The sequence below is a fragment of the Bacillus sp. G402 genome (assembly GCF_051172515.1).
GTDB classification, from domain to species: domain Bacteria; phylum Bacillota; class Bacilli; order Bacillales; family Bacillaceae; genus Bacillus; species Bacillus altitudinis.
On sequence record NZ_JBPIZC010000002.1, the window covers coordinates 735898 to 760449 of the forward strand.

The 24552-nt window shown below is 41.9% G+C and carries 27 protein-coding genes and 1 riboswitch; of the genes, 9 read left to right on the forward strand and 18 right to left on the reverse strand.

What is annotated here, in order from left to right:
- Positions 1-63 precede the first annotated feature (63 nt).
- The 3 genes from ACSBQP_RS12390 (at position 64) to ACSBQP_RS12400 (ending at position 2628) form a co-directional block, all read left to right on the forward strand.
- Complete coding sequence (locus tag ACSBQP_RS12390; protein WP_025208191.1) at positions 64-378, forward strand: DUF485 domain-containing protein; 315 nt, start codon at positions 64-66, stop codon at positions 376-378.
- Positions 375-1916 carry a solute symporter family protein gene (locus tag ACSBQP_RS12395; protein ID WP_331832159.1) on the forward strand — a complete coding sequence of 514 codons (1542 nt, stop codon included), beginning with the start codon at positions 375-377 and terminating at the stop codon, positions 1914-1916. The genes ACSBQP_RS12390 and ACSBQP_RS12395 overlap by 4 nt, the downstream gene beginning before the upstream one ends.
- 373 nt (positions 1917-2289) lie before the next feature.
- The gene (locus ACSBQP_RS12400) at positions 2290-2628 is read left to right on the forward strand and encodes a DUF4288 domain-containing protein (RefSeq protein WP_331832160.1); all 339 of its coding nucleotides are present in this window, start codon (positions 2290-2292) and stop codon (positions 2626-2628) included.
- Positions 2629-2654: 26 nt separating this feature from the next.
- Here ACSBQP_RS12400 and ACSBQP_RS12405 read toward each other — a convergent pair whose 3' ends face one another.
- The 4 genes from ACSBQP_RS12405 to cidR all read right to left on the reverse strand — a co-directional run bounded on the left by ACSBQP_RS12405 (position 2655) and on the right by cidR (position 5547).
- Positions 2655-3029 carry a nuclear transport factor 2 family protein gene (locus ACSBQP_RS12405; RefSeq protein ID WP_331832161.1) on the reverse strand — a complete coding sequence of 125 codons (375 nt, stop codon included), beginning with the start codon at positions 3027-3029 and terminating at the stop codon, positions 2655-2657.
- Between the two features lie 133 nt (positions 3030-3162).
- Positions 3163-3831: a thiamine phosphate synthase gene (thiE, locus tag ACSBQP_RS12410; protein WP_435028452.1), complete on the reverse strand. Its 669-nt coding sequence runs from the start codon at positions 3829-3831 to the stop codon at positions 3163-3165.
- The gene (gene thiM / locus ACSBQP_RS12415) at positions 3818-4642 is read right to left on the reverse strand and encodes a hydroxyethylthiazole kinase (RefSeq protein WP_435028453.1); all 825 of its coding nucleotides are present in this window, start codon (positions 4640-4642) and stop codon (positions 3818-3820) included. The genes thiE and thiM overlap by 14 nt, the downstream gene beginning before the upstream one ends.
- A 17-nt stretch (positions 4643-4659) precedes the next feature.
- The gene (gene cidR, locus ACSBQP_RS12420; protein WP_008345526.1) at positions 4660-5547 is read right to left on the reverse strand and encodes a cidABC operon transcriptional activator CidR; all 888 of its coding nucleotides are present in this window, start codon (positions 5545-5547) and stop codon (positions 4660-4662) included.
- Positions 5548-5712: 165 nt separating this feature from the next.
- Between cidR and ACSBQP_RS12425 the strand changes: the two genes are divergently transcribed.
- Together ACSBQP_RS12425 and ACSBQP_RS12430 are read left to right on the forward strand one after the other, a co-directional pair.
- Positions 5713-6096: a CidA/LrgA family holin-like protein gene (locus ACSBQP_RS12425; protein ID WP_008345527.1), complete on the forward strand. Its 384-nt coding sequence runs from the start codon at positions 5713-5715 to the stop codon at positions 6094-6096.
- Positions 6090-6770: a CidB/LrgB family autolysis modulator gene (locus ACSBQP_RS12430; RefSeq protein WP_007497850.1), complete on the forward strand. Its 681-nt coding sequence runs from the start codon at positions 6090-6092 to the stop codon at positions 6768-6770. The genes ACSBQP_RS12425 and ACSBQP_RS12430 overlap by 7 nt, the downstream gene beginning before the upstream one ends.
- A 37-nt stretch (positions 6771-6807) precedes the next feature.
- Here the strand turns inward: ACSBQP_RS12430 and ACSBQP_RS12435 are convergent, their stop codons facing one another.
- Positions 6808-7989 (reverse strand): class I SAM-dependent rRNA methyltransferase, encoded by a 1182-nt coding sequence (locus ACSBQP_RS12435; protein ID WP_435028454.1) that lies wholly within the window; start codon positions 7987-7989, stop codon positions 6808-6810.
- 117 nt (positions 7990-8106) lie between these two features.
- On the opposite strand from ACSBQP_RS12435, the gene ACSBQP_RS12440 reads away from it, so the two are divergent.
- A complete protein-coding gene (locus tag ACSBQP_RS12440) occupies positions 8107-8490 on the forward strand; it encodes a VOC family protein (protein ID WP_008345541.1) in 384 nt (127 codons plus the stop codon).
- An 87-nt stretch (positions 8491-8577) separates the two neighbouring features.
- Here the strand turns inward: ACSBQP_RS12440 and ACSBQP_RS12445 are convergent, their stop codons facing one another.
- From ACSBQP_RS12445 to ACSBQP_RS12455, 3 genes are all read right to left on the reverse strand, one after another.
- Positions 8578-9306, reverse strand: a complete 729-nt coding sequence (locus ACSBQP_RS12445; protein WP_007497858.1) for an amino acid ABC transporter ATP-binding protein — start codon at positions 9304-9306, stop codon at positions 8578-8580.
- On the reverse strand, positions 9303-9947 hold the full coding sequence (locus tag ACSBQP_RS12450) for an amino acid ABC transporter permease (protein ID WP_007497860.1): 645 nt from the start codon (positions 9945-9947) through the stop codon (positions 9303-9305). The genes ACSBQP_RS12445 and ACSBQP_RS12450 overlap by 4 nt, the downstream gene beginning before the upstream one ends.
- A gap of 70 nt (positions 9948-10017) precedes the next feature.
- Positions 10018-10782: a transporter substrate-binding domain-containing protein gene (locus tag ACSBQP_RS12455; RefSeq protein WP_035389894.1), complete on the reverse strand. Its 765-nt coding sequence runs from the start codon at positions 10780-10782 to the stop codon at positions 10018-10020.
- Between the two features lie 529 nt (positions 10783-11311).
- Between ACSBQP_RS12455 and ACSBQP_RS12460 the strand changes: the two genes are divergently transcribed.
- Positions 11312-12397, forward strand: coding sequence for a Rap family tetratricopeptide repeat protein (locus ACSBQP_RS12460; protein ID WP_008345544.1), 1086 nt, complete (start codon positions 11312-11314; stop codon positions 12395-12397).
- A 19-nt stretch (positions 12398-12416) separates the two neighbouring features.
- Entirely contained in the window at positions 12417-12566 is a 150-nt protein-coding gene (locus ACSBQP_RS12465; RefSeq protein WP_017358698.1) for a hypothetical protein, read from the forward strand.
- A 51-nt stretch (positions 12567-12617) separates the two neighbouring features.
- On the opposite strand, the gene ACSBQP_RS12470 is transcribed toward ACSBQP_RS12465, so the two are convergent.
- From ACSBQP_RS12470 to ACSBQP_RS12490, 5 genes are all read right to left on the reverse strand, one after another.
- A complete protein-coding gene (locus tag ACSBQP_RS12470) occupies positions 12618-13250 on the reverse strand; it encodes a GTP pyrophosphokinase (protein ID WP_007497867.1) in 633 nt (210 codons plus the stop codon).
- A gap of 94 nt (positions 13251-13344) precedes the next feature.
- Positions 13345-14358, reverse strand: a complete 1014-nt coding sequence (locus ACSBQP_RS12475; RefSeq protein ID WP_017358697.1) for an ABC transporter permease — start codon at positions 14356-14358, stop codon at positions 13345-13347.
- Positions 14355-15851 carry a sugar ABC transporter ATP-binding protein gene (locus tag ACSBQP_RS12480; RefSeq protein ID WP_435028455.1) on the reverse strand — a complete coding sequence of 499 codons (1497 nt, stop codon included), beginning with the start codon at positions 15849-15851 and terminating at the stop codon, positions 14355-14357. The genes ACSBQP_RS12475 and ACSBQP_RS12480 overlap by 4 nt, the downstream gene beginning before the upstream one ends.
- 72 nt (positions 15852-15923) lie before the next feature.
- Complete coding sequence (locus ACSBQP_RS12485; protein WP_007497873.1) at positions 15924-17042, reverse strand: sugar ABC transporter substrate-binding protein; 1119 nt, start codon at positions 17040-17042, stop codon at positions 15924-15926.
- Between the two features lie 173 nt (positions 17043-17215).
- Positions 17216-17325, reverse strand: a riboswitch (SAM riboswitch).
- Positions 17326-17442: 117 nt separating this feature from the next.
- Positions 17443-18870 (reverse strand): DUF1565 domain-containing protein, encoded by a 1428-nt coding sequence (locus ACSBQP_RS12490; protein ID WP_435028456.1) that lies wholly within the window; start codon positions 18868-18870, stop codon positions 17443-17445.
- A gap of 359 nt (positions 18871-19229) precedes the next feature.
- Between ACSBQP_RS12490 and ACSBQP_RS12495 the strand changes: the two genes are divergently transcribed.
- Positions 19230-20321: a branched-chain amino acid aminotransferase gene (locus tag ACSBQP_RS12495; RefSeq protein WP_008345553.1), complete on the forward strand. Its 1092-nt coding sequence runs from the start codon at positions 19230-19232 to the stop codon at positions 20319-20321.
- 324 nt (positions 20322-20645) lie between these two features.
- On the opposite strand, the gene ACSBQP_RS12500 is transcribed toward ACSBQP_RS12495, so the two are convergent.
- From ACSBQP_RS12500 to ACSBQP_RS12520, 5 genes are all read right to left on the reverse strand, one after another.
- Positions 20646-21044, reverse strand: coding sequence for a hypothetical protein (locus ACSBQP_RS12500; protein ID WP_007497884.1), 399 nt, complete (start codon positions 21042-21044; stop codon positions 20646-20648).
- Positions 21045-21161: 117 nt separating this feature from the next.
- Positions 21162-22490, reverse strand: coding sequence for a 6-phospho-beta-glucosidase (locus ACSBQP_RS12505; RefSeq protein ID WP_007497885.1), 1329 nt, complete (start codon positions 22488-22490; stop codon positions 21162-21164).
- Complete coding sequence (locus ACSBQP_RS12510; RefSeq protein ID WP_008345561.1) at positions 22487-22813, reverse strand: PTS lactose/cellobiose transporter subunit IIA; 327 nt, start codon at positions 22811-22813, stop codon at positions 22487-22489. Before ACSBQP_RS12510 ends, ACSBQP_RS12505 begins: the two co-directional genes overlap by 4 nt.
- 26 nt (positions 22814-22839) lie before the next feature.
- Positions 22840-24189 carry a PTS cellobiose transporter subunit IIC gene (gene celB, locus ACSBQP_RS12515; protein ID WP_007497888.1) on the reverse strand — a complete coding sequence of 450 codons (1350 nt, stop codon included), beginning with the start codon at positions 24187-24189 and terminating at the stop codon, positions 22840-22842.
- Between the two features lie 14 nt (positions 24190-24203).
- Positions 24204-24509 carry a PTS sugar transporter subunit IIB gene (locus tag ACSBQP_RS12520; RefSeq protein ID WP_007497889.1) on the reverse strand — a complete coding sequence of 102 codons (306 nt, stop codon included), beginning with the start codon at positions 24507-24509 and terminating at the stop codon, positions 24204-24206.
- Between the last annotated feature and the right edge of the window lie 43 nt (positions 24510-24552).

The following is a 24552-nucleotide window of genomic DNA, read 5'->3' on the forward strand; positions in this document are numbered from 1 at the left end:
ACAACCAGATCGTCTCATATGCATTGGAGTACCTTGTCCCTAATTCGTACAAAGGAGGAAACAATGGCAGACAAAAACGTTCATTATAAGAAGGTTGCCGCTTCAAAGGATTTTCGAAAACTTCTTGAGGAAAAACGCAGATTTATCGTACCGATGACGATTTTCTTTTTTCTCTTTTACTTTTCACTTCCGGTTGCTACATCCTACTTCACCTTTTTGAACACGCCAGCAATTGGAGCGATCACGTGGGCTTGGTTATTTGCCCTCACGCAATTTGTGATGACATGGGTTTTATGTGGGCTTTATGCAAAAAAAGCAGCTCAGTTCGACAAATATGTAAGCGCTTTAAAAACCGAATCTAGAGGTGATGACGAATGAGTATGACCGCTTTTATTTTATTCATAGCGATCGTAGGGCTCACATTGGTCATCACGTATTTTGCTGCGAAAAAAACAAGCAATGCGAGTGATTTTTACACCGCAGGCGGCGGTCTGACTGGGTTTCAGAACGGCCTTGCCATTGCCGGGGACTATATGTCTGCTGCTTCATTTTTAGGGATCGCCGGCATGATCGCCTTAAATGGATTTGACGGCTTTTTCTATAGTATTGGTTTTCTTGTAGCGTATCTTGTCGTCCTTTATGTCGTGGCTGAACCGCTTCGAAATCTAGGAAAATATACGATGGCTGATATGATTGCTGCACGATTCAAACGCCCTGCTATTCGAGGCGTGGCTGCTTTTAACACCATCACGGTTTCCACTTTTTATATGATTGCACAGCTTGTTGGGGCAGGTGCATTAATCAAACTGCTTCTTGGCATTGATTACTGGATTGCGGTGCTGATCGTAGGTGTCTTGATGACCATTTATGTCGTGTTTGGCGGCATGATCGCAACCAGCTGGGTACAGATCACGAAAGCTGTGCTTCTCATGCTGGGCACGCTGATTATTTCGCTGCTTGTGTTTGCCAAGTTTGATTTTAGCCTGCTGAAGATGTTTGAACAGATGAAAACAGCGACCCCGCTTGGTGAAGCTTTTCTTCACCCGGGAAATAAATATGATGTGCCTTTAGAGACCTTGTCTCTGAACCTTGCACTTGTGCTTGGAACAGCAGGTTTGCCGCACATTTTGATCCGTTTTTATACAGTAAAGGATGCCATTTCTGCGCGTAAATCTGTTCTATCTGCTACGTGGATCATCGGGATTTTTTATTTAATGACGGTTTTCCTCGGCTTCGGTGCCGCTGCTTTTGTCGGAACAGATGCAATTACGGCAGCCGATGCAGCAGGAAACATGGCAGCGCCACTGCTTGCACAGGCACTGGGGGGAGATTTATTATTTGCCTTTGTTTCCGCTATTGCCTTTGCGACTATACTGGCAGTGGTCACCGGTCTCGTTTTATCCGCCGCGTCTGCCTTTGCTCATGACTTTTATAGCCAGATTATCCGCAAAGGAAAAGCGAGTGAACGTGAACAGGTGAAGGCGGCACGCTTTGCTTCTATCGGCGTGGCCATTCTTTCTATTATTCTAGCATTATTCGCCCAATCGTTAAACGTCGCTTTCCTTGTGTCACTTGCCTTCGCAGTGGCAGCAAGTGCAAATTTACCATTGATTATCTTCACTGTCTTTTGGAAACGATTTAATTCTACGGGTGCCATTGCAGGGAGCTTAGTAGGTCTGCTGAGCGCACTGATCATCGTCTCGCTCAGCCCAAGCGTCTGGGACCCATCGGGAGCAGCCATCTTTACAGGAGATCCGCTCATCCCTCTGTCGAACCCTGGCATTATCTCGATTCCGCTCGGATTCCTTGCCGCCTACTTAGGCACGATCTTCTCTTCTGAAAAAGCAGATGAAGACACCTTTACGGAAATTCAAGTAAAGGCACATACAGGGATGCATATGGATACTGATTCATAAGAAAAAGCTGGCTTCAAATCGTTGACAAAGGGCTAAAAATGATCTTGATTTTAGCCCTTTGTCTACACGCTGGAGCCGGCTTTTTTGCGTTCTTCTTTTCCTTAGTAAGGTATAAATTGACCCTTCAACTTATCTTTATACTTTTCTAATCTGGCAAATTTTCTACACGTGATAAGAGAGCATAAGGTGACGATGATCAACAAAATTTCATGCGTTTCTCCTCTATTATCAATCACTTTCTTCATGCCTATCCCCCCGTTATAGATCTATTTCTCCTACACTACGTCATTCATATGATATCATTTTAGACACATACTGGAAATCATTTCACGTTTGTACAATGAAAAGCTGCACGAAAGAAGTGACCTTACTTATGCGTCAGATATATTCTGCCAAATTATTATTTGAATCCATCTCATCACCAAGTAGTATGCCCGATAAAATATTTGAAGAACGAATCATTTTGGTGCGAGCAAAAAACCATCGCAAAGTAAAGGATATCGTCAAAAAAAGCTTTCCAGAAGAAACCTTTGAGAATGCTGCAGGTGGACAAACGACCATAAAATTAGCAGCCATATTAGATGTCTTTGAGCTTGTAGATCACTTAGATCAAGAACCACTGCATTTAAGTGAGGTGTACAGCCGCCACCTTATTTTTGATAAAGAAACATCAGCGAAAGAAGCCATCGAGGCTTATTCTTTAGACAAATAAAAGAAGCCGGCTGATGAGCCGGCTTTTTAATAGATCTGTAATACCTCTGGTTTTTTCCGAACGTTTTCGAAATAAACGATCTTCCCTTGGTCGTCCAGCTCTGCAATATCAATTCCTTCTGCTGTATAGACACGGCCATCAGAAAGCTTTCCACAAACAGCCCAGTTTGTTTCATACTTTCCGTCTTCTTTTTTGATCCACCCATCCCACATATGCTTAATCTCTTCATGTACATGGAAAAATTTTTCTAAAATTTGTGTGAATCCTTGGATACCAGGCTTTTTGTCACCATTAATGACAACTATGACATCGTCAGAAAACAATGCCAGCAATTCTTCCAATTGCTCCTCTCCTCTTCCCACTTCATCATACCGGCGAAAATACGTATCGAGTACATTCATGTTCATTCTCCTTTATTTACCTGTCATTTCGAAAATAATCGAACTATTTGATTGTACACAATTAATTCTCCCGTGTCTATTTTCCACGACAACAGAAAAGACATGAATTGAGTCAATCCATGTCTCCTACAGATTAAAGAGATGCTTTTTCTGATGTAACAAGTGCTTTCAATTCTTCTGCTGCTTTTTTAGAATCAGCACTCTGGCTAATGGCGCTGATGATGCTGATACCATCTGCCCCTGCTTGTATGACTGGTGCAGCATTATCGTATGTGATACCCCCGATGCCAACAATCGGAATATGGGGACCATGATGACGCACTTCAGTGATCAATGATACTCCTTGGACACTGCGTGTATCCTTTTTCGTTTCTGTTGGATAAACTGGGCCCATGCCGACATAATCTGCGCCGTCCTTCATGGCTTGTTTTACTTCATCTAGGTTATGCGTAGACACACCTAATATTTTATTCCCAATTTTTTGTCTGACGTCTTCTGCATTTGTATCTTCCTGGCCAACATGTACGCCATCTGCATCAAGATCTATCGCTAGCTGCACATCATCATTTACAATAAAAGGAACATTCGCTTCTTGGCAAAGTACTTGAAGTTGACGAGCCAATTGTTTCTTCTCTTCTCCTTGCAAGGCTCCCTCGCCCTTTTCTCGAAATTGAAACATGGTGATTCCGCCTTGAATCGCCTCTTTCAAAACATCAAGCGGTTGCCTGCTTGTATTCGCTGTTCCCATAATAAAATAAACCGATAATTGCTGTTTGATTTGCTGTTGATCAGCCTTTGTCATGTGACATTCCCCCTATTTTCCCAAGCGTTAACACATCATCGCCAGTCGTGTGTGAGAGTGCATTGAGCAATTCCATTTGAAACGTACCTGGCCCTTTATTCTGGGTGTACTGAGCTGCCTTTTCAGCTGCGACACCATAAAACAATAGAGCAGCTGCCGACGCGTGAAGCGGGCTTTCACCTACTGCACAAAATGCCCCGATGACAGACGTCAGTAAACAGCCGGTTCCCGTCACCTTGGTGAGCCATTCATGTCCATTATGAATAGACAACACGTCCTCTGCATCTGACACTACATCGACTTTCCCTGTGATCACCACAACGGTTTGAAGTGTCCTTGCCGCTTGTTTGACTAGTGCCGATACATCTCCGTTCGCTGCTTTCGCATCCACGCCTTTTGACTCCCAGCCATCCACTTCAAGTAAATGAGCCATTTCAGCAGCATTCCCTCTAACAACAGTGATGTCCACTTGCTGTAACAGCTGTTTCGCCGCACTCGTCCGAAACGTTGTCGCACCAACACCAACAGGATCTAATAGAACCGGTACACCATTTTCATTGGCCGCTTGTCCAGCAATGACCATTGCCTCCACTGTATCCTTTGTTAGTGTGCCGATATTCAGCACAAGTGCATCCGCTAATTGCACCATTTCTGCCACTTCTTCTTTGGCGTTTGCCATGACTGGAGAAGCACCTAAAGCAAGCAGTCCATTCGCTGTAAAGTTCGTCACAACTTGGTTGGTGATATTATGGACAAGCGGATTTTCCGCTCGAACCTTTTCCAAAAGATGAGACACGCAGCTTAATTTCATCTGTATCGTCCTCCCTTTTACTCTGCATCCCACACATAGGATTTTGTATGCTTTAACCATTCTCTTGCAGCAAAAGACAAGTAGCGGTCCTTTCGCCAAATGACACCCAAATGCCACGGAATAGACGGATTTAAGGAAATGATCCTCACTTTATCAGGATCTAGATCACGGCAGATCCGTTCAGGCAGAAGCCCGATTCCAAGGTTCTCAGCAACCATTTCACTGATGAAATCCCATTGTGACGTTTCATAAATAACGTTCGGCCTGAATCCCGCATTCATACATTCATTTAAGATTCGGCTGTGCAGAACGAAATCTTCTCGAAAGAAAATAAAAGACTCTTCCTTTAAATCAGCCAAATGAACCTCATCACGTCCTGCCATCGGATGTGATGGATGGGTGACAAGCTTCATATTCTCTTTAATGATGGTGTATGTATGAAAAATTTTATCATTTGCAGGCAGAACAATGACACCAATATCTAATGATCCATCCTCTACCCCTTCCTCTACTTTAATGGAGCCGTGCTCCACCAATTGAAAGGTGACATCTGGATACTGCTGGCGGAATTCCCCCATCACATTTGGGAAAAAGCTTGATCCAATCATGGGAGGCAGTCCTATTCGGATATGTCCTTTTTTCACATTCATTAAATCATTTAATTCACTCGTTAAATTCTGAAAGGATTGTGTGATTTCACTCGCCTGTGTATACATGGTTTGTCCAGCATCTGTCATTTCAACCTGTCTGCCATTACGGTAAAACAACTGTACACCTAGCTCATCCTCCAGATTTTTGACCATCTTGGAAATGGTCGGCTGCGACACATAGAGCGATTGCGATGCTTTCGTAAAACTCTTTAACCGTGCCACTTCTAAGAAATATGTTAAATGTCTGATGTCCACATGGTTCACCCTTTCTATAGACAAAAGGAATACTAACTATTCGATATATGTATTTTACCTATAATAGAACGTGCTGTACACTTTAAAGTAAGCTCACCGATTAGAACGTTGTGTTGTTTTTGTGAAACAGTGAACAATTTATATAGAAAAAGGAGTGAACAGAAAGTGCAATTGCTCAAAACGTCGCTGATTGCTACCCTTCAGATTATGGCTTTATTTGCTTTTGCGAAATTGATGAATGTGCTAGCGGCCTTTTTGCATTTAAGAATTCCGGGCACGATCTTAGGCATTCTTGTCATTTTCTTATTACTTCATTTTAACATCATTAAATTAAAATGGATTGAACTTGGCGCCGTATGGCTGCTCGGAGAACTGCTGCTCTTCTTTATCCCTTCAGCAGTAGGTGTGATTGATTACGGAACATTACTTTCTCAATCTGGCACAAGTATTGTCCTTGTGGTTTTACTTAGTACCTTTGTGGTCATGCTCTCGACTGGCATGATGACACAGATGATTGCGAAAAGAAAGGAGCGAAAAAAGCTATGTTAGTTGGCGGACTATTCTTGATCCTAACCATTCTGATCTATCTCGGATCAAAAGCGGTTTATAAACGTCATCCGAAAGTCTATGTCTCCCCTTTACTTGTGACACCGGTTGTTCTTGTGGTCTTGCTGTTAATCGTGAACATTCCTTACGATGCTTACAATCAAGGCGGAAAATGGCTGACAAATATGCTTCAACCTGCGACTGTGGCATTTGCCATTCCTTTATATAAGTATTTTCACATTCTGAAGAAGCATGCAGTAGAAATTATTTTAAATGTGGCTTGCGGTTCTATCGTTGCGATTTTATCAACAGCGTTTATCGCCAAATTGTTTCATTTGGATACGAGTCTGATCGAGAGCCTCGTCCCAAGATCCGTCACAACACCCGTTGCGATGAGTGTGTCTGAAATGATTGGCGGGATGCCGTCCGTTACGGCTGTATTCGTCATTTTAACAGCATTATTTGGCTCAATCATTGGACCATTGGTTATCCGTTATTTCCGTATTGATAATGACATTGCAATGGGCGTTCTGCTTGGTACAGGAGCACATGGTGCAGGCACATCGAAGGCCTTTGAACTGAGCTCGGTCTCAGGCACGATCTCAAGTGTGTCCATGATCATTTCGGCCATTATTACATTATGTGCAGCGCCTATCCTGATGTCGTTTGCCCTATAGAAAAAGCCATTTCCCCTTATCGGAAAATGGCTTTTTCTTATGCTTGGATGAAGACAACCTTTAAATAGTTCCCCTCAGGATAATTTTTCATTGTACGGAAGTCCTCAGGAAGTGTATATTCCTCAAGAATACGATACGTTTTCCCAGATTCTTTAAAGGCCTGTGCAATAAATCCTTTAAACTTTTTCATCCCAAATGCACTGCTATTGGTTGACGCCACAATGACGCCGTTCTCAGCTGTGATCTGGATGGCTTCTTTTAATAGTTTCTTATAATCCTTCGCTGCACTGAATGTGTGTTTCTTCGTTCGTGCAAAGGATGGTGGGTCCAAGATCACAACATCATAGCTCCAGCCTTTTTTCGCCGCAAACGGGAAATATTTAAAGACATCCATGACTTTGATATCCTGCCCGTCTACATCAATGCCATTCACTTCAAACTGCTCAGATGTTTTTTTCAAACTGCGGTTTGCAACATCTACACTTGTCGTACGGCTTGCCCCGCCAAGCGCTGCTGCTACAGAGAAAGCGCCGGTATAAGAGAACGTATTAAGGACGGTCTTTCCTTTTGCATAGCGATCTCGAATTGCTTTTCGCACATGACGCTGATCAAGGAAAATACCTGTCATCGCACCATCATTTAGATAAACCGCCACGTTCATCCCATTTTCTTTGACGATAAGAGGAAATTCACCTTTCTCCCCTTTTACAAAATCGTCATCTTCGATATATTGTCCAGACGTATCAAACCGCTTCTTTTCATAAATGCCTTTATAGTCAGGATACACCTGCTCAATCGCAGCCAATACATCTTCTTTTAATGTATAAACACCTTCGCTATACCATTGGATGAGATAGAATCCATCATAATAATCAATCGTGATTCCACCAATTCCATCCCCTTCCCCATTGAACACACGGAAAGCCGTCGTCTGTGCATCACGAAATAGATGCGTTCTGCTTTTGGATGCCTGTTCAAGTTTAGAAACAAAAAAGGCCTGATCTATTTTTTCGTTAGCGTCAAAGGAAAGTACCCAACCGATGCCTTTATTTTGCACACCATAATATCCTTTCCCTAAAAAAGAGCCTCTTTCATCTACCCATTCAATAAGTTCGCCTTCCTGTACACCGTTCACACGCGACACAGCATCTTTTGAAATAAGCGGATATCCCTTTTTCACTTGTTCTGCAAATGTTTGTTTTAATGAGATTTTTTTCATTTGTGTCATCCTTATCCTAAATTGACTCTCTCTATCCTACCATATGAATGTATACGATACTTCTATTATGATAAGATGAGGAGAAAAATATCAACTCGACATAGAGGAGGCTCTTTTTTGACAACATTACGCTTAGATCATACAGGGATTATGGTGACAAATATTGATCAGTCCATTGATTTTTATGAAAAAGTGGTGGGCATGAAATTAAAGGATCGCATCACTCATACAAACGGAGTCATTGAACTTGCCTTTCTTGGCTTTAAAGACGAAGCGGAAACGGAAATTGAACTCATTCAAGGGTATAGCAGTGACCTTCCATCTGAAGGAAAGGTCCACCATCTCGCCTTCACAACAGATAATATCCACGCGGAATTCAACCGTATTCAAAAGCTGCAAATTGAGCTAATAGATGAAGAAATCACAACATTGCCCAATGGCTATTGCTACTTCTTTTTCCGAGGGCCAGACCAAGAGTGGATTGAGTTCTTCCAGCGATAATATTTCCTAGGAAATGCATGCGAATCGGTATATTCATTCTCGTCACAAAAGAAAAAGAGTAAGAGCATACCTGCTCTTACTCTTTTTTTATAGCACCTTACTAAGAAACAATTTGGTACGCTCATGCTGCGGGTTTCCAAAGAGTGCTTCTGGTTTGTCTTCTTCAACGATATATCCACCATCCATAAAGATCACGCGGTCTCCCACTTCTCTTGCAAAGCCCATTTCATGTGTGACGACAATCATCGTCATTCCTTCGACTGCTAATTGTTTCATAACAGCTAAAACATCCCCAACGACCTCAGGGTCAAGAGCAGATGTCGGCTCATCGAATAAGAGCACTTTCGGGTCCATCGCCAAGGCTCTTGCAATGGCAACACGCTGTTTTTGTCCACCAGATAATTGGTTAGGGTAACTTTTGGCCTTGTCTTTCAAGCCGACCTTTTCAAGCAAGTCTAATGCTTTATCGACTGCCGCTTTCTTCTCCATCCCTTTTACTTTCACCGGTGCGATCGTGATATTTTCTAACACAGTTTTATGAGGAAATAAATTAAAGTGCTGAAACACCATACCAACTTCTTGTCGTACTTTATTGATATTCACTTTTGGGTCTGTAATCGTATGTCCGTGGACAACAACTTCCCCAGCCGTAATATCCTCTAATTTATTGAGACATCTTAGAAATGTGCTTTTCCCTGACCCTGAAGGACCAATGACACATACAACCTCTTTTTCCTCGATGACTGCATTAATATCCTTTAAAACTTCGTTGTCACCAAAGGATTTCTTTAGGTTTTTCACCGTAATCATACTCATTTCACATCAAATCTCCTTTCTGCGTAGCTAGCCAGTAGAGAAAGTAAATAAATGATCACGAAATAAATGACACCGACAATGAGCCAGACATTCAAAGGATCAAATGTAGCCGATGCTTGAACTTGTCCCCGCTGCATAATATCAGCAATACCGATAATCGATAAGAGAGAGGTGTCCTTCAAACTGATGATGGCTTGGTTCGTAATGGCTGGAAGCATACGGCGGAATGCCTGTGGAAGGACGATAAAACGCATGTTTTGTCCACCTGTGAATCCTAAAGAACGTGCGGCTTCTGTTTGTCCTTTATCAATGGACTGAATCCCTGCACGAATAATTTCTGAGAAATAAGCTCCTGCGTTAATCGCTACTGTAATAATCCCTGCCGGTACTCGGTCAAGTGAAATGAATTCAAGTGTATTAAGCCCAAAATAAATGAAGAATAGCTGTACGATAAATGGCGTACCTCGAATGGCATTGACAAAAACGAGTGAAATAAAGTTCAAGATTTTAAATGGTGACAGGCGGAATAGCGCCACAATCAACCCGATGATAAAACCTAAAATGATAGCAACAACAAAGATATATAAAGTGGTTTGCAAACCATCCATTAAATACGGAAATGCATTAACAATCGTATCCATGTTTCTCCCTCCCTAATTCACATACGGTTGACACATAAAGAAAGCGCGCTCTGAGCGCGCCTCGCTTGTGTTATGACTTCAAATATTTCTCAATAATTTTGTCATATTCACCGTTTTTCTTTAGGTTTTCCAGCCCTTTATTGATTTTCTTCAATAAGTCCTGGTTTTTCCCCTTCATCACTGAGATCCCGTATTGGTCTCCATTCAAGCGATCTCCAACTGTTTTCAATTTCAAGTCTTGCTGTGCGATCGCATACGTAATGACAGGATAATCCTCAATTAAAGCATCTGCATTTCCGTTAGATACTTCTTGGAACATAGATGGACTGTCATTGAATTGAACTACTTCATACCCATATTTGTCTGCGTTATCTGTTGCAAATTTTGCACCTGTTGTCCCATTTTTAACAGCTAGCTTTTTCCCCTTTAAATCATCAATCGATTTGATGCTGCTGTCCTTTTTCACAACAACTGTCAGACCAGCGTCGAAGTATGGATCTGAGAAATCCACTTTCTTTTTACGCTCATCTGTAATACTCATACCACCCATTCCAACATCAAGCTGACCTGCTTGCATCGCTGGAATGATCCCTGAGAAATCCATTGCTTCAAGCTTCACTTTGAAGTCTTGGTCTTTTGCAATGGCGTTAATTAAATCAACGTCTATTCCCTCATATTTACCGCCCTTTTCAAATTCAAATGGCGGATATGTTGTATCTATCCCGATTTTATATGTGCCTTTGCCTTCTCCCGAACCGCTGTCCGATTTTGAACCACAGGCTGCCATGACGAGCACAACAATTAGTCCCATGATCAGTAACATCGATTTCTTCATAAAACACGACCCCCAATTGTCAGTTTTGTCTAAATATTCGCAACAACAATCTTACTATACCACGCTAAAGCTATACTGTGTGATATTTTTTATCAATACCAAAGATCCATACAATTCTAGATCGATAGTCTCTTTAAATTTTACTTTTTTGCGAATAACTCATTTTATTCTGAAAGAAGCATGTTTCACAATATTCATGTGATATAATCTCACAAAAAACCGCGAACACTCCTTTATCAATACCACTTCTTTCTCACCTATGAAAAAACCCTCTTTCACTGTCTCTCTTCCTCTATTGATATCCTGATATATTTTTTTCAACATCCTCTTTTTACCTAAAAAAATGTAAGCGTATACAATTCGATCCCTACTCCCTAATTTTTTCACTACTGGTTGAATTTACATCAAAAAACATGTTTTACAAATTGAGATAGACCGCTTAAAATATAAGAAGATACTTAATATGGAAAGATGATTCAGACAAATAAGAATCAGCAGAAATGAATAGGTGAAGAAAGGAGGATACCAATTGGCAGAAACAGGTGTTTTGTCATCCGTTGATGTAGCAAATATGCTAAATGACTGGTATGTCTTGATGAAAAAAAGAGACATACAAGAAGCAATACAGCTAAAAGAAGAGATTCTTCAAGCATTTGATCGAATGGAAGAGAATCAAGATGTCTTACTCTACTATCAACTTTTAGAATACCGTTTCAAAGATTTAGTCGAAGATACAGCTTCGTTAGATCACAGTCTTTTTGTGGATGAAAATGCGATTCGTACAGATGATATGCTCAGCTACTATTTCTATTTCTTTAAAGGCATGTATGAAATGCGCAGAGGGAATCAAGATACAGCATTTCACCATTTGAAATTGGCCGAGGATAAATTAGATCTCGTACATGATGACATTGAAAAGGCAGAATTCCATTATAAAACAGGATGTCTATACTATAATATAAGATCCACACTTCTCTCCATCCACCACTTAAAAAAGGCTTCGTCTATTTACGACGCAGATCCATGTTATGTGAAAAAATCAATCAGCTGTCAAATGATGCTTGCTCTGAATTATGCGGATCAATCTAAATATGATGAGGCAGAAACTTTGTTTCAACAGGTGATTTACTCACTAGAACAGATGGAGGATCCGGATTTACTTGGCCACGCATATTGCAATGCAGCTTTTATTAAAAGTCTAAGAAATGAATACAGTGAAGCTGTGCCGCTCCTAGAAAAAGCTTTATTGATTGAGTCATTCGAAACTTCTTCCCCAGGCGGCTATTTACTGGCCTTGTATGCCTACACAAAAGCGCTGTTTAAGCTGAAAAAGCCTGGTTTGTTCCACTATTATGTACAGCTTTCACTTCAAAAAGCAGAAAATTTAAAACAACGAAACATTTCACTTAAATTATCCATTTTAGAAACATTGATGCTCCAGCCCAACAACATGATTGAGCAGATCATTTCTTATTGTGATCAATTGGAATCTATGAATTTCCTTGTTGATCTTGAGGCTATCTGTCAGGATGTAGCCGCCTACTTAACTGAAAATGGTCTTCCGAAAGAAGCAATTTATTTTCAGAACAAGGCATTGTCATTCAAAACTTGTTAAGAAGATGGAGTGATGTATGATGAAAAAATGGCTGATCTCAAGTGCGATTTTTACGTTCTTGATTACAGGTGTTTTGATTGGCACTTCTACTCAAAAAGAGAGCCAGTCTGCACAATCGCAAGATGACGGTACGATCATTCAAAAGAGAGATCGAGGCACCAACCCTTAATAAGACTAAAAAGAGTAGCTGTCATTCAAAACAGCTACTCTTTTTTATTGGTTAATCAATTTCTCGTTTGATATTTTGCATTTTTTCATCTAAGTAGTGAGCGATATCTGCCGCTTCCTTTAGTTCATCGGTGAGCTGATGAGGAACATCGTTTTGCAGTTTATAATAGATTTTATGTTCGAGACTCGCCCAGAAATCCATCGCAATGGTCCGCACCTGAATTTCAACCTTCACATGCTCCACACGATTCGTTAAGTAAACAGGAATTTCAACAATTAAATGAAGACTTCGATAGCCATTTGGTTTCGGATGCTGAATGTAATCTTTCACTTCAAGGATCTTTAAATCCTCTCTTTGCCTCAGAACATCAATAATGTTATAGATATCTTGAATAAACGAGCAGATGATGCGGACACCAGCGATATCATGTATGTACTCCTTGGCACATTGTGTGGTGATGTCACATCCTTTTCTCGCTAGTTTATTCACGATGCTTTCAAAGGATTTGATCCGTGATTTTGTATGCTCTATTGGGTTGTGTCCATGGATTAAATTATATTCCTGACTAATAATCGAAAACTTTGTATCCATTTCATCTAATGCAAATTTATATACTAATAATTCATTTTTCCAGTCTTCCATGACACTTTTCAAATCTTCTACATGAGTTGCTGACATATTCATTTCTTTTTGTCATCTCCTTTTGGCAAACAGCTGTTACACTGCTTTCCGTTTACTAGACGGAGAGAGAACGCAAATGGTTTTAAAAAAGTACATCTTACCCCCGTTGTTTGTAATAAGTCAGCGCGAGTGCCAGTGCAAGCACAGATCCTTTCACGATATCCATTGCATAATACGGGACAGACATCATCACAAGTCCATTTTGCAAAATACCGATGAGCACCGCACCAATAAACGTACCGAATGCGTTTGGTTTACCTGCTCCCATGACTGAAAACCCAATAAAAGCAGCAGCTACCCCATCCATTAAATATGGCGTTCCTGCGTTAATTTCTGCTGTCATCACCCTTGATGCCAGCACGATACCACCGATCGCCGCAAATAAGGCAGACAACAGATATGCTGCGATTTTGTATTTGTTCACATGAATACCAGATAATCGAGCGGCTTCTTTATTTCCACCAATGATATACATCAATCGCCCATGCTTTGTGTAAGTCATAAAAACATGTGCAAAAAGCACAATGGCCGCCATAATCAAAATGATATAGGGTACCTGCCCAATCTTGCTGAAAAAGGCAGGGATGGTGCCAGTTGAAAAAGTGCCATCAGGCAGCACCATATTTTCAGAAATGGTCGCACCTTTCGTATAGGTTTGTGCCAGCCCTTGAATGATAAACATCATGGCTAGTGTCATGAGCATATCTGGAATCTTCATTTTGACAATCATCCAAGCATTCAGCAAACCGACAATAAGAGAAGCCGCCAGCGCAGAAAGGATCGCAATGAGTGGGTTTTGCGAGAACCATACAAACATGGAGATCACAATTGCATTTGATAACGTAGCAACTGAGCCTACAGATAAATCAAAGCCGTTCACTGCTAGGGAGATCGTCAGCCCTACCGCAATGATGGTTACAATCGAGATCGATCGTAAAATATTGATGATATTTCCTGACTGTAAAAATGCCGGATTGGCTGCCGCAAAGACAACAATCAATACGACAATCGTTAAGATGGTGCCATATTGATAAAAGAAATCAAACAGATGAAAGGATGGCCGCTGTTTCTTGATTTGTTGAATTGGGGCTGAAACTTGTCGTTCACTCATGATTGTCCTCCTGTTGAATGATATAAAAGCTCTTCTTCAGTCATTGGTGCCGTCATTTCCCGGGCAATGCTGCCATCATATAAGACGTATACTCGGTCGGCGATTCCTGCAATTTCTGAAAGCTCACTTGAAGCATAAATAACCGCTTTTCCTCTTTCAGCTAGTTCTGCAATGAGAGAGAAAATGTCCTTTTTTGCTCCAACGTCTACACCTTTGGTTGGTTCATCAAAGAGATAGACATCCGCCTCAGCCAACAGCCATTTTCCAATCGCAATCTTTTGCTGATTTCCACCAGATAGATGCTTCACCTTCGCTTCAAGAGAAGGTGTCTTGACGCCAAGCCGCTTGACGATTCCATCTGCTGCCTTCCGTTCCTTAGAACGATGTAAGAAGCTGAACGGCCGTGTAAACGAACGTAGACTTGCAGCTGTTACGTTCCATCCAACAGTTTCTTCTGTTAGAATCCCTTCTTTTCTCCGTTCTTCAGGCACAAGGGCAATACCCGCTCTCACAGCGTGATGAGGCGACTTGATATGAATGGTTTGACCATGCAGCTGCACAGTGCCTGACTTTTTTTCTGAGGCGCCGAATAGGGCTTTGCACAATTCTGTTTTACCAGCACCGACTAGTCCTGCAATCCCGAGAATTTCTCCTTTTTTCACATGAAGATGAATGTTGTTTAATTTATGCTGGTCATGCAACTCTTTCACGTCAAGCACAATCGGTGCATCCTCAAGCGGTGTACGGGATGGGAATTGATCCTCTAATGGCGCGCCAAGCATTTCTTCAATGACCTGCTTTGGATCGGTTTCTTTAATGAGATGCGCCGCCACATCGGTTCCATTCTTCATCACAGTCAGTTCATCACAGATGTTGAAAATTTCTGGCATGCGATGCGAAATAAAAATGATGCCTGTGCCGTTCTTTTTCAATTGATGAATCATTGAGAATAGCTTGCTTGTTTCTGCATGACTAAGTGGAGCGGTTGGTTCATCTAAAATTAAAATGCTGCATTTGATCGACACAGCCTTGGCAATGAGCACCATTTGTTTTTCTGCCAGTGTCAAATCACTCACAAGACGCTTCGTCGAGATGTCAATATTCATCTCTTGTAACAGCTGTGCTGCCTTGCGGTGAATCTCTTTCCAACGGACGAAGGTTTTTTTCTCCATTTCATGAATCATCATATTTTCGCCAACACTTAAATAAGGCACTAGAGCTGTATCCACTTCTTGATGGACGGTCTGCACACCGTATGAGGCCGCATCCTTTGGTGTATGAATGGTCGCCGCCTCGCCATTGATGTGGATGGTTCCTTCAAAATGTGAATGAGCACCAGAGAGAACTTTCATTAACGTTGACTTCCCAGCACCGTTAGCCCCAATCAGGGCATGGACTGTGCCTTTTTTTAATGTGAAATTTGCTTGATCTAACGCTTTGACTCCTGGGAATTCAATCGAGATGTTTTTCATATGAACAAGCGGCGTTGTCATAGGTGTCCTCCTTCTCTCCTGATCGTCAATTGAAAAACGAAACACCCTCTATGAAAAGAGAGTGCACGTGGTTTATTTTGCATAATGCTTCTTCAAGGTCTTCATCCAGTCTTCTTCAAAAGCAGTCGAAGAACCGAATCCTTTTACTTCATCTGCAAGATTGACCATATTGATGGCCTTTCCTGCATCCTGAAGCTGCTTTTGTGAAATGAGAGAGGCCTCAAGGTCATAGGAAGATGGCGTTTTCTCGCCAGCTAGTTTCTTCGCAAGAATCCTTACGTCAATTGCGCCAATGAGCTTCGGATCGACAGCGGCAGTGTACTTCCAAGGACTGTCTTTCGCAGTCATTTCTTGGAGATCGGCATTAGACACATCAATACCGTATATTTTCACTTCGGTTCTTCCTGCTTCTTTTAAAGCTCTTGCGGCACCAATCGCAAATGCATCCCACGTGGCAAAAATCGCATCCAGTTTACCCTTTGGATATTTATTCAGCATAGCCGCAACCGCATTTTGTGTTTGAACTGATGTATCAGAGGCCGCAACGCCAAATCGGTCAAGTTCCTTGATCCCTGTATGCTGTTTGAGCGTTTCTTGGTACACCTTGTTTCGTCTCACCATTGGAGGGAATCCGTCTACCCAAAGATACGCAATATTTGCTTTCCCTTTAAAATCAGCCACGAGTGCATCTAATGATTTTTTCGCTAATTGCTCGTCATCTTGAGACGTCACTGTGACCCCTTTGATATCCTTCAGCTTCGGATTTGAATCAAACGCCACAACTGGAATACCTTTCGCTGTGATCTTTTTCACATCAGCGACTGTCGCCTCATCATCCCCATGAGAGATGATAAAGCCATCATAGTTTTCTTCTAGTGCTTGAGAAATAGCATCATGAAACTTCGCCGTATCACCATTTGCCGTGTAGACATCTACTGTAAAGCCTAGCGCTTCCCCTTCTGCCTTCGTTCCTGCTAAAAACTGAGCAGTATGATCGTCCCCGCCAATTTTACGGATGACTTTAATTTTTGCTCCCTGTCCTTTTGCAAATCGCTTCGGGACATTGTCAAAGGAGACCTTTTCGTTTGCATTAGCCTTTGAGCCTGCGCTTGATCCCGTACCGCAACCAGATAATAGCACGGTCAGGACCGTCAATAATACAAGAGATGATGTCCAATATTTACGTTTCATTGCTGTTCCTCCTCAAGTTGTTTTATTTTTCACATCGGAAAACTAGGTAAAGAAGTGGAAATATGCCTGTGAACCCCGTCGTTTGATTCTCAAAAAAGAGATCAAAAAAAGCCTCTCTTGATAAAGAGAGGCTTGATCACCGTTGCATGAAACATGTATCGGGAAGTCTTCCTCTCTTATCTGTCAAAGCTGTAACAGCTTTGCAGGAATTAGCACCAATTTCTTAAATAGAAACGGTTGCTGGGCGTCATAGGGCCAGTCCCTCTGCCTCTCTTGATAAGAGATCCGTTATGAAATTTGTTTTAGTTGAAATGTCTTCTTTACTTTAATGTGATGTCTCATCAATGTCAATGACTTTTTTGAAAATTTCTAAAATGATCATTTGCACCGAATGCCTTGTTTAACTGCCGATGATTTTCTTAGCAGGTGATGATTCCTTAAGACGGAAATCATACTTTTTCTCATTCACAAATTGGGGATTGAGGTGTGCTGATCCTTTATCTTGACCGCTTTTCGAGCGATACGTTTTGTAGCCTTCCAGCCATTTCCCGCGCCATACCCACTGTGAGGCTTTTGCACCTTTGCGGTCATCGTAGACATTCTTTTGGAATGTATTTTTCTTGTTCACTTCGTAGAGATTCACGACTAAGTAATGCGAAGCACTGGCTGTCATAATATTATTCGTGATTCGATTGTTCACCGATTGATATTGCATGAGCAATTGACCGCCTTCTAAGCCGGCTGTGTCATTTTTGTACAAAATGTTATGGGAGATGGTTGTGTTTGTGGTTCCGCCGCGCTTCTTGTCATATCCGCCAATGGAGATGCCTGTATAACGATTTAAATATACTTGATTGTGCTCAATGCGAATGCGTTCGGCCATCTTCCCTTTATGTTCACTTGTGACCTCAATCCCAAGGTCATTATGATGGCTGATGTTATGATCGATCACGATGTCTTTCCCGCCATCCACATAGATTCCTCCTGCGGAGATGTCCTTGCCGTACGCTGGATTCCCAACACTCGTAATCTCATAAACTTTGTTTCTAGATACGACACCATTTCTCACTTGATCATACTTTTTAGAAGGTGCGACATTTTCAAAACCAATTAAATCAATCCCGATATTGTCCGTATGCCGGACTGTATTATGTGTCACGCGGAATTTTTTAACGTTTCCGTTTAGCACAAGGGCTTCACTAAAACCTAGCTTTAACTTTTCCACAGTGTTTCCTTTGATTTCAATGTCTTCAATGGCTGCAGGTGCTTTCGTTCCATAGACCGCAATGCCATGAGCATTCCCATTTTGATGTGTCGTCTGAATGTCGTACACACGGTTGTTAAGCAGTTTGACGCCTTTGCCGCTTCCTGTGATGAATATACCGATGGGTGTCACATCTTCTTGATTCGTTTTAATATGACCGACTGTCAGCCCTTTCAGGGTGATATAGCTTTTTTGATCAATCTTCACAAGACCACCGTCTGCTTGATTTCCTTTAAGAGATGCTCCGCTAATGACAGGCTTCTCTTTTCCATACGCTTGAAAAACAACTGGTGCTTTCTTTGTTCCAGAATGGCGGACAATCAATTTCTCTTTGTATGTACCGCCTCTCATATAAACTGTTGTTCCAGCTTTCGCGATACTTGCCGCTTTTTTCAGCGTACGGAAAGGCTTTTGCTTTGTCCCTGGATGTTTGTCGTTCCCATTTGCTGCGACGTAATAGGCAGTACCTTGCTTCGCACCAGCCTCCTCCGTCATCGCTTGACAGCCAAAACTAATGGCGGTCATCAATAAAATCAATAAGGCGCCTGATATCATTCGTTTCATCTCGTTGTTTGCTCCCTTCCACTCTCTTCTACCTTTATCGGTTAAAAAAAAGAGGATTAAAATATGGCAATGCCCCTTGCAATGTACTAGTCAAAAGGTGTATGGTTGAAAGAATATCTTACAGGAAAACAAATCGCTTTTAAATTGTCAGATTAATCAGTTAATAATGAAATTGGATTTTATTTCTAAGGGGAAACTTCAGTAAAACCACGACAGAGAGGAGGAAAGCGCTTTAACAGATTTTTCTTGTTTGAATTCCAGAAAACCTATTGCTAATATTTTGTGAAGGTATAGAATAGAATCATAATTATTTCATATTATTAGAATTTTCAAATAATCAAACAGCAAGGAGATTTACGATGCCAAAACAACCCATCCGCGTTGAACTTAGTTCAACAAAAAAACCAAAACCTCAATCTGATCAACTTGAATTCGGAAAAATCTTCACAGACCACATGTTTGTGATGGATTATTCAATTGATAAAGGCTGGTATGATCCGAGAATTATTCCTTATCAGGCGATTCCAATGGACCCAGCTTCTATGGTTTATCATTATGGCCAATCTGTTTTTGAAGGCTTGAAGGCGTATGTGTCTGAGGATCAAAAGATTCTCTTATTCCGTCCCGAAAAAAATATGGAACGCTTAAACAGATCAAATGACCGCCTATGTATCCCACAAATTGATACAGAAACGGTTTTAGAAGGCTTAAATGAACTCATTCGCATTGACAAGGATTGGGTACCTGATGCAGAGGGCACTTCTTTGTATATTCGACCATTCATTATTTCTACTGAGCCCTATTTAGGTGTTGCACCGTCAAGCACCTACAAGCTGATCATCATTTTATCTCCAGTAGGTTCTTATTATAAAGAAGGCATCCATCCGGTCAAAATTGCGGTGGAAAACGAATTTGTCCGCGCTGTTAAAGGCGGAACAGGAAATGCCAAAACAGCTGGAAACTATGCATCGAGCTTGAAAGCACAGCAAGTTGCTGAAACAAAAGGATTTTCACAAGTCCTGTGGCTTGATGGCATCGAGAAAAAGTACATTGAAGAAGTCGGCAGTATGAATATCTTCTTTAAAATCAACGGAGAAATCGTGACGCCTGAACTGAACGGCAGCATTTTAGAAGGGATCACACGGAATTCTGTGCTTGAGCTGTTAAAGCATTGGGAAATCCCTGTGACAGAACGTAAAATTTCAATTGATGAGTTAATTGAAGCACATCAGTCAGGTGAACTTGAAGAAATCTTCGGAACAGGAACGGCAGCCGTCATTTCTCCTGTCGGTGAATTAATTTATCACGATCAGCCATACGTCATTCAAAATGGTCAAACAGGCGAAGTATCGAAGAAATTGTACGAAGCGATTACCGGAATCCAAAAAGGAACTCAGCCAGATATCTTCGGCTGGACAGTAGAAGTCGATTCGGTCGTCAAGCAGGCATAAGCAAGCGAAAGAACCTTTCATTTGATGAAGGGTTCTTTTTTTGTTTCTTTATCTCCTTCACTACCTCATAATGGAAAATATGGATCTATTCCACGCTTAAGGAGTGATGATATGTTTTTTACTTATTTACTAGCGTTCTTTGGGATTTGCATCGGATCAATCATCATCGCTACAGGTTTCGATGATTCATCGTTCTTCACCCGTTTTCTATTTAAGTTTCTCGGAATTTCTATCTTTGTTCTTTCCATTACTTTTGTAAAAGTGAGGCGAAAGAGGTTACGCAACAAAAAGGCGAAAAAGACTTAGATGTCCATCAGCCTCTCATCAAAGCGTGCACCAAAACAAGACCGATATCCCCACAATGGCCCCTGCATATATCCACTGTTTCCCTTTGATACTCCGCTTTCTCTCGATCAGTAAAAAGATCTCTGGTAAAAAGACGATGATGATTTCTAGGATAAAAACAAGATGATAAACTGGCGGCATCGGCTGGAAATCAAAGTCTCTTTCATCTCCACCGATGGTTGCGAAATACATTAACAGATTGGTTACTGGAATGGTAAAACAAACGAGCAAGCGGAGAACATACATCCACACATCCTGTCTATGCCGAATCAGGCCAATAAATGAAGCGATGATTCCATACAAAAACAAAACCACTGTGCCGTAACTAAGTAGAGGTTGAACGATAAAGCCGTAAAGCATTAACCCAATTGCCACCATATTCTAACCGTCCTTTCTGTGAAACAGTACATGTTGTTTTTTCTATCATACACTGATTTCTCCGGTTTCCATATGAAAAAATCATAAAAAACGACCCCATAAAGGGGCCATTTTATTTTAAGCATTCACTGATTTGAAGAACTGCGGTAAATATTCACGGTGCGCTTCAAGCATTTCATCTAAGATTTGCTTTGCAATTTCATCAGATGGAACGAGTGGATTGATGGTCATGGCGACAAGAGCCGTCTCGTAATCTCCTGTCACAGCTGCTTCAGCTGCCACACGCTCGAAGGACTTGATTTGTTGAACGAGTCCTCTTACAGCCACAGGCAGATCACCTGTCGCGATTGGTTTTGGTCCGTCCTTTGTAATGATACAGTTCACTTCAACCGCTGATTCGGCCGGAATGCTGGCAATCGCTCCTCTGTTCACTGTATTTACCGGTTGAATGTCATGTTTATCATTATAGATGGAGCTGATCAAATTACATGCTGCATCGCTGTAATAAGCCCCGCCTCTTTTTTCGAGCTGCGGCGGTTTAATCGATAAATCTGGGTCTTTATATAACTCAAATAGTTCATGCTCGACTTGCTGCACAACCTCTGCTCTTGTTCCTTTTTCTTGAGCCGCTTTTTGTTCTTCCTCTAGCATATCTTTCGTTTTATAGTAATAACGATGATACGGACATGGAATGACCCCTAAGCCTTTGACGAAAGAAGGCTCCCAGTTTTTCGCTTCAATATTCCTCATGGACCACTGGCTATTTGGATTTCCTAATTCATCGAGCACTTGATCCATAATGCTGACCCCGTCTAAATACACATCTAAGCCATAGACCATGTGATTGAGGCCTGCAAATTGTACTTCAATGCGTTCGACATCGACATCCAGCGCTTTCGCAATGCCCATTTTGATTCCAATCGGCACATTGCATAGACCGACTACTTTTTTCAGATTCGTGTAGCGTAACACCGCCTCTGTGACCATGCCTGCTGGATTTGTAAAGTTCACCAGCCAGGCATCTGGGCAAAGCTCTTCCATATCCTTCACGATGTCTAGAATGACTGGAATGGTGCGTAGACCTTTAAATAAACCGCCTGGACCATTCGTTTCCTGTCCAATGACGCCATATTTAAGCGGGATTCTCTCATCCTTGGCTCTGGCTTCGAGCAGTCCTACACGAAATTGTGTCGTGACAAAGTCCGCATCTTTCAGAGCTGCTCGGCGGTCAAGGGTGAGGTGCACTTCAATCGGCAAACCTGCTTTTTCGACCATACGTTTTGCAAGGGCACCCACGATGTTCAACTTTTCCTGACCTGCTTCAATATCCACAAGCCATAATTCCTTTACAGGCAATTCTTGATATCGTTTAATAAACCCTTCGACGAGCTCAGGCGTATAGCTTGATCCACCGCCTATTGTGACAATTTTGATTCCGTCTTTCATGAATTGACACCTCCGAATTGCTTCATTTTTTCATGGAGCTCAATGATTTCAGCTGCAAGCTCCTTGACAGTCATAGCGTTCATCAGATGATCCTGTGCATGAATCATCAAGAGACTGACGTCGGTTTTCTCTCCTCTGATTTCTCCTTGGATCAGCTCTGTCTGTGCGTGATGCGCCTCATTTAACGCGTCTTGTGCTTCCTGCAATTTTTGCTTCGCCTCATCAAAATTGCCTTGCTTTGCACATGTAATGGCCTCCATGGCCGAGCTTCTGCCATTACCACCGTGCAAGATGAGTTGAAACACAATTTGTTCCATTTCCATCGGCCGCATCCCCCTTGTTCCCTCTATTACATGCTGACGACATTTTCATCTGTTGATGCTTTTGCTTCAAGCTCATTTTCTTCTTTCAATTTCTGCTTATCCCACATTCTAAAGAATGGATAGTATAGCGCAAATGACAAGGCAAGGTTAATCAGCTGCATGACCGCGCCAGAGATTTTCCCGCCTGTTGCGAGATAGCCTGAAATGATTGGCGGCATTGTCCACGGGACAGCGATCCCTGCCGGTTTTGCTACAAGTCCTGTGCTCATTCCGATATATGTGGTGATGATCATCATAATTGGCGTAAGGATAAACGGAATGAGAAGCATTGGGTTCATCACAATCGGCATTCCAAAAATGATCGGTTCGTTGATGTTAAAGATGGCTGGCCCAATCGCAAGACGGCCAAGCTGTTTCATTTGTTTACTTCTCGCACGCAAGATCATGGTCAGTACCAAAGCAAGCGTCGCGCCGCTTCCGCCGACATTGATAAAGATTTCAAAGAACTGCGCTGTGAAAATATTCGGCAGCACTTCTCCTGCTTGGAAGGCAAGACGGTTTTCATCCATCGCACCGAGCCAAATCGGACCCATGACTCCTCCGACAATGGTGGCTCCGTGAATACCACATGCCCAGAGGAGCATTTGCACACCGATGGCAACGATACTTCCGCCTAAGCTTCCACCAAGAATGGATAGTGGTGTGCCGATTAAGACCGTGATGATATTATGAATACTCTCAAAAGGTGTCATCTCAATCAGAAGCCTAGCGACCCAGATCAGCGTGATGACCACAAAACCTGGAATAAGTGCGATAAACGATTTACTAACTGCTGGCGGTACACCATCAGGCATTTTGATGACGATATTCCGCTGTACAATAAAGCGATAAATTTCGGTGGAAAGCATGGCAATAATCATGGCAACGAATAGCCCTTTACTGCCCATCAGTGTGACGGGAATACCGCCATTCACTAGGATAGCTTCTGTTGATCCTTCAGGTGTGAACGGTACTTGATAAGGTGTGGCTAGGAGGAAAGCTGCGACAGCAATTGCACCAGATGACAGTGCATCGACTGCATACTTTTCAGCTAACCTGTACGCGATCCCAAAGGTCGCAACAAGTGCCATAATGTCAAAGGTGGCATTCACAGGATAGGATAGTTTCGTGGCCCATTCGGCTCCGAAGACACTTGCCATAAAATCGCTGTATCCTGGAATCGGAAGGTTGGCTAAAATAAGAAACAGTGAACCGACGATAATGAGAGGCATGGTTAAAACAATTCCGTCACGCAATGCTTGTAAATGTCTTTGAGCGGCAATCTTCCCTGCAAACGGCATAACCTTCTCTTCTAGAAATCGGTTGAATCCATTCATCCCTTCCGCCCCCTTTATCCGTTCACTAACTGTTCAGCAGATTTTAAAACCTCAGCGCCATTACATACGCCATAATGCACGGTATTAATCACATCTACTGGAATTCCTTTGTCTTCTCCGAGTTTTTTCATTTGCGGTAATAAATAACGAACTTGAGGTCCTAATAAAAGCACATCGGCTTGATCAATATGATTTTTAGCAGCATCTCCAGATACTGCCCAAATACGATAGTCTTTTCCTTGTTCTTGTGCACTCTTCTCCATTTTTGTGACAAGTAAGCTTGTTGACATACCTGCTGCACAAACTAATAAAATGTTCATTGTAAACGCCCCCTTTTTGAAGTATGAAGCTTTTCTTTACACA

Bases quoted from the DNA above. Each gene is read 5' to 3' on its own strand.
- ACSBQP_RS12490 (WP_435028456.1), bottom strand. From the start codon at position 18,870: ATGAAACGAATGATATCAGGCGCCTTATTGATTTTATTGATGACCGCC.
- ACSBQP_RS12400 (WP_331832160.1), top strand. From the start codon at position 2,290: ATGCGTCAGATATATTCTGCCAAATTATTATTTGAATCCATCTCATCA.
- ACSBQP_RS12510 (WP_008345561.1), bottom strand. From the start codon at position 22,813: ATGGAAATGGAACAAATTGTGTTTCAACTCATCTTGCACGGTGGTAAT.
- ACSBQP_RS12505 (WP_007497885.1), bottom strand. From the start codon at position 22,490: ATGAAAGACGGAATCAAAATTGTCACAATAGGCGGTGGATCAAGCTAT.
- ACSBQP_RS12475 (WP_017358697.1), bottom strand. From the start codon at position 14,358: ATGAGTGAACGACAAGTTTCAGCCCCAATTCAACAAATCAAGAAACAG.
- ACSBQP_RS12465 (WP_017358698.1), top strand. From the start codon at position 12,417: ATGAAAAAATGGCTGATCTCAAGTGCGATTTTTACGTTCTTGATTACA.
- ACSBQP_RS12495 (WP_008345553.1), top strand. From the start codon at position 19,230: ATGCCAAAACAACCCATCCGCGTTGAACTTAGTTCAACAAAAAAACCA.
- ACSBQP_RS12480 (WP_435028455.1), bottom strand. From the start codon at position 15,851: ATGACAACGCCGCTTGTTCATATGAAAAACATCTCGATTGAATTCCCA.
- ACSBQP_RS12445 (WP_007497858.1), bottom strand. From the start codon at position 9,306: ATGAGTATGATTACGGTGAAAAACCTAAAGAAATCCTTTGGTGACAAC.
- ACSBQP_RS12390 (WP_025208191.1), top strand. From the start codon at position 64: ATGGCAGACAAAAACGTTCATTATAAGAAGGTTGCCGCTTCAAAGGAT.
- celB (WP_007497888.1), bottom strand. From the start codon at position 24,189: ATGAATGGATTCAACCGATTTCTAGAAGAGAAGGTTATGCCGTTTGCA.
- thiM (WP_435028453.1), bottom strand. From the start codon at position 4,642: ATGAAATTAAGCTGCGTGTCTCATCTTTTGGAAAAGGTTCGAGCGGAA.
- ACSBQP_RS12395 (WP_331832159.1), top strand. From the start codon at position 375: ATGAGTATGACCGCTTTTATTTTATTCATAGCGATCGTAGGGCTCACA.
- ACSBQP_RS12435 (WP_435028454.1), bottom strand. From the start codon at position 7,989: ATGAAAAAAATCTCATTAAAACAAACATTTGCAGAACAAGTGAAAAAG.
- thiE (WP_435028452.1), bottom strand. From the start codon at position 3,831: ATGACAAAGGCTGATCAACAGCAAATCAAACAGCAATTATCGGTTTAT.
- ACSBQP_RS12520 (WP_007497889.1), bottom strand. From the start codon at position 24,509: ATGAACATTTTATTAGTTTGTGCAGCAGGTATGTCAACAAGCTTACTT.
- ACSBQP_RS12500 (WP_007497884.1), bottom strand. From the start codon at position 21,044: ATGGTGGCAATTGGGTTAATGCTTTACGGCTTTATCGTTCAACCTCTA.
- ACSBQP_RS12405 (WP_331832161.1), bottom strand. From the start codon at position 3,029: ATGAATGTACTCGATACGTATTTTCGCCGGTATGATGAAGTGGGAAGA.
- ACSBQP_RS12455 (WP_035389894.1), bottom strand. From the start codon at position 10,782: ATGAAGAAATCGATGTTACTGATCATGGGACTAATTGTTGTGCTCGTC.
- ACSBQP_RS12485 (WP_007497873.1), bottom strand. From the start codon at position 17,042: ATGAAACGTAAATATTGGACATCATCTCTTGTATTATTGACGGTCCTG.
- ACSBQP_RS12450 (WP_007497860.1), bottom strand. From the start codon at position 9,947: ATGGATACGATTGTTAATGCATTTCCGTATTTAATGGATGGTTTGCAA.
- ACSBQP_RS12470 (WP_007497867.1), bottom strand. From the start codon at position 13,250: ATGAATATGTCAGCAACTCATGTAGAAGATTTGAAAAGTGTCATGGAA.
- ACSBQP_RS12430 (WP_007497850.1), top strand. From the start codon at position 6,090: ATGTTAGTTGGCGGACTATTCTTGATCCTAACCATTCTGATCTATCTC.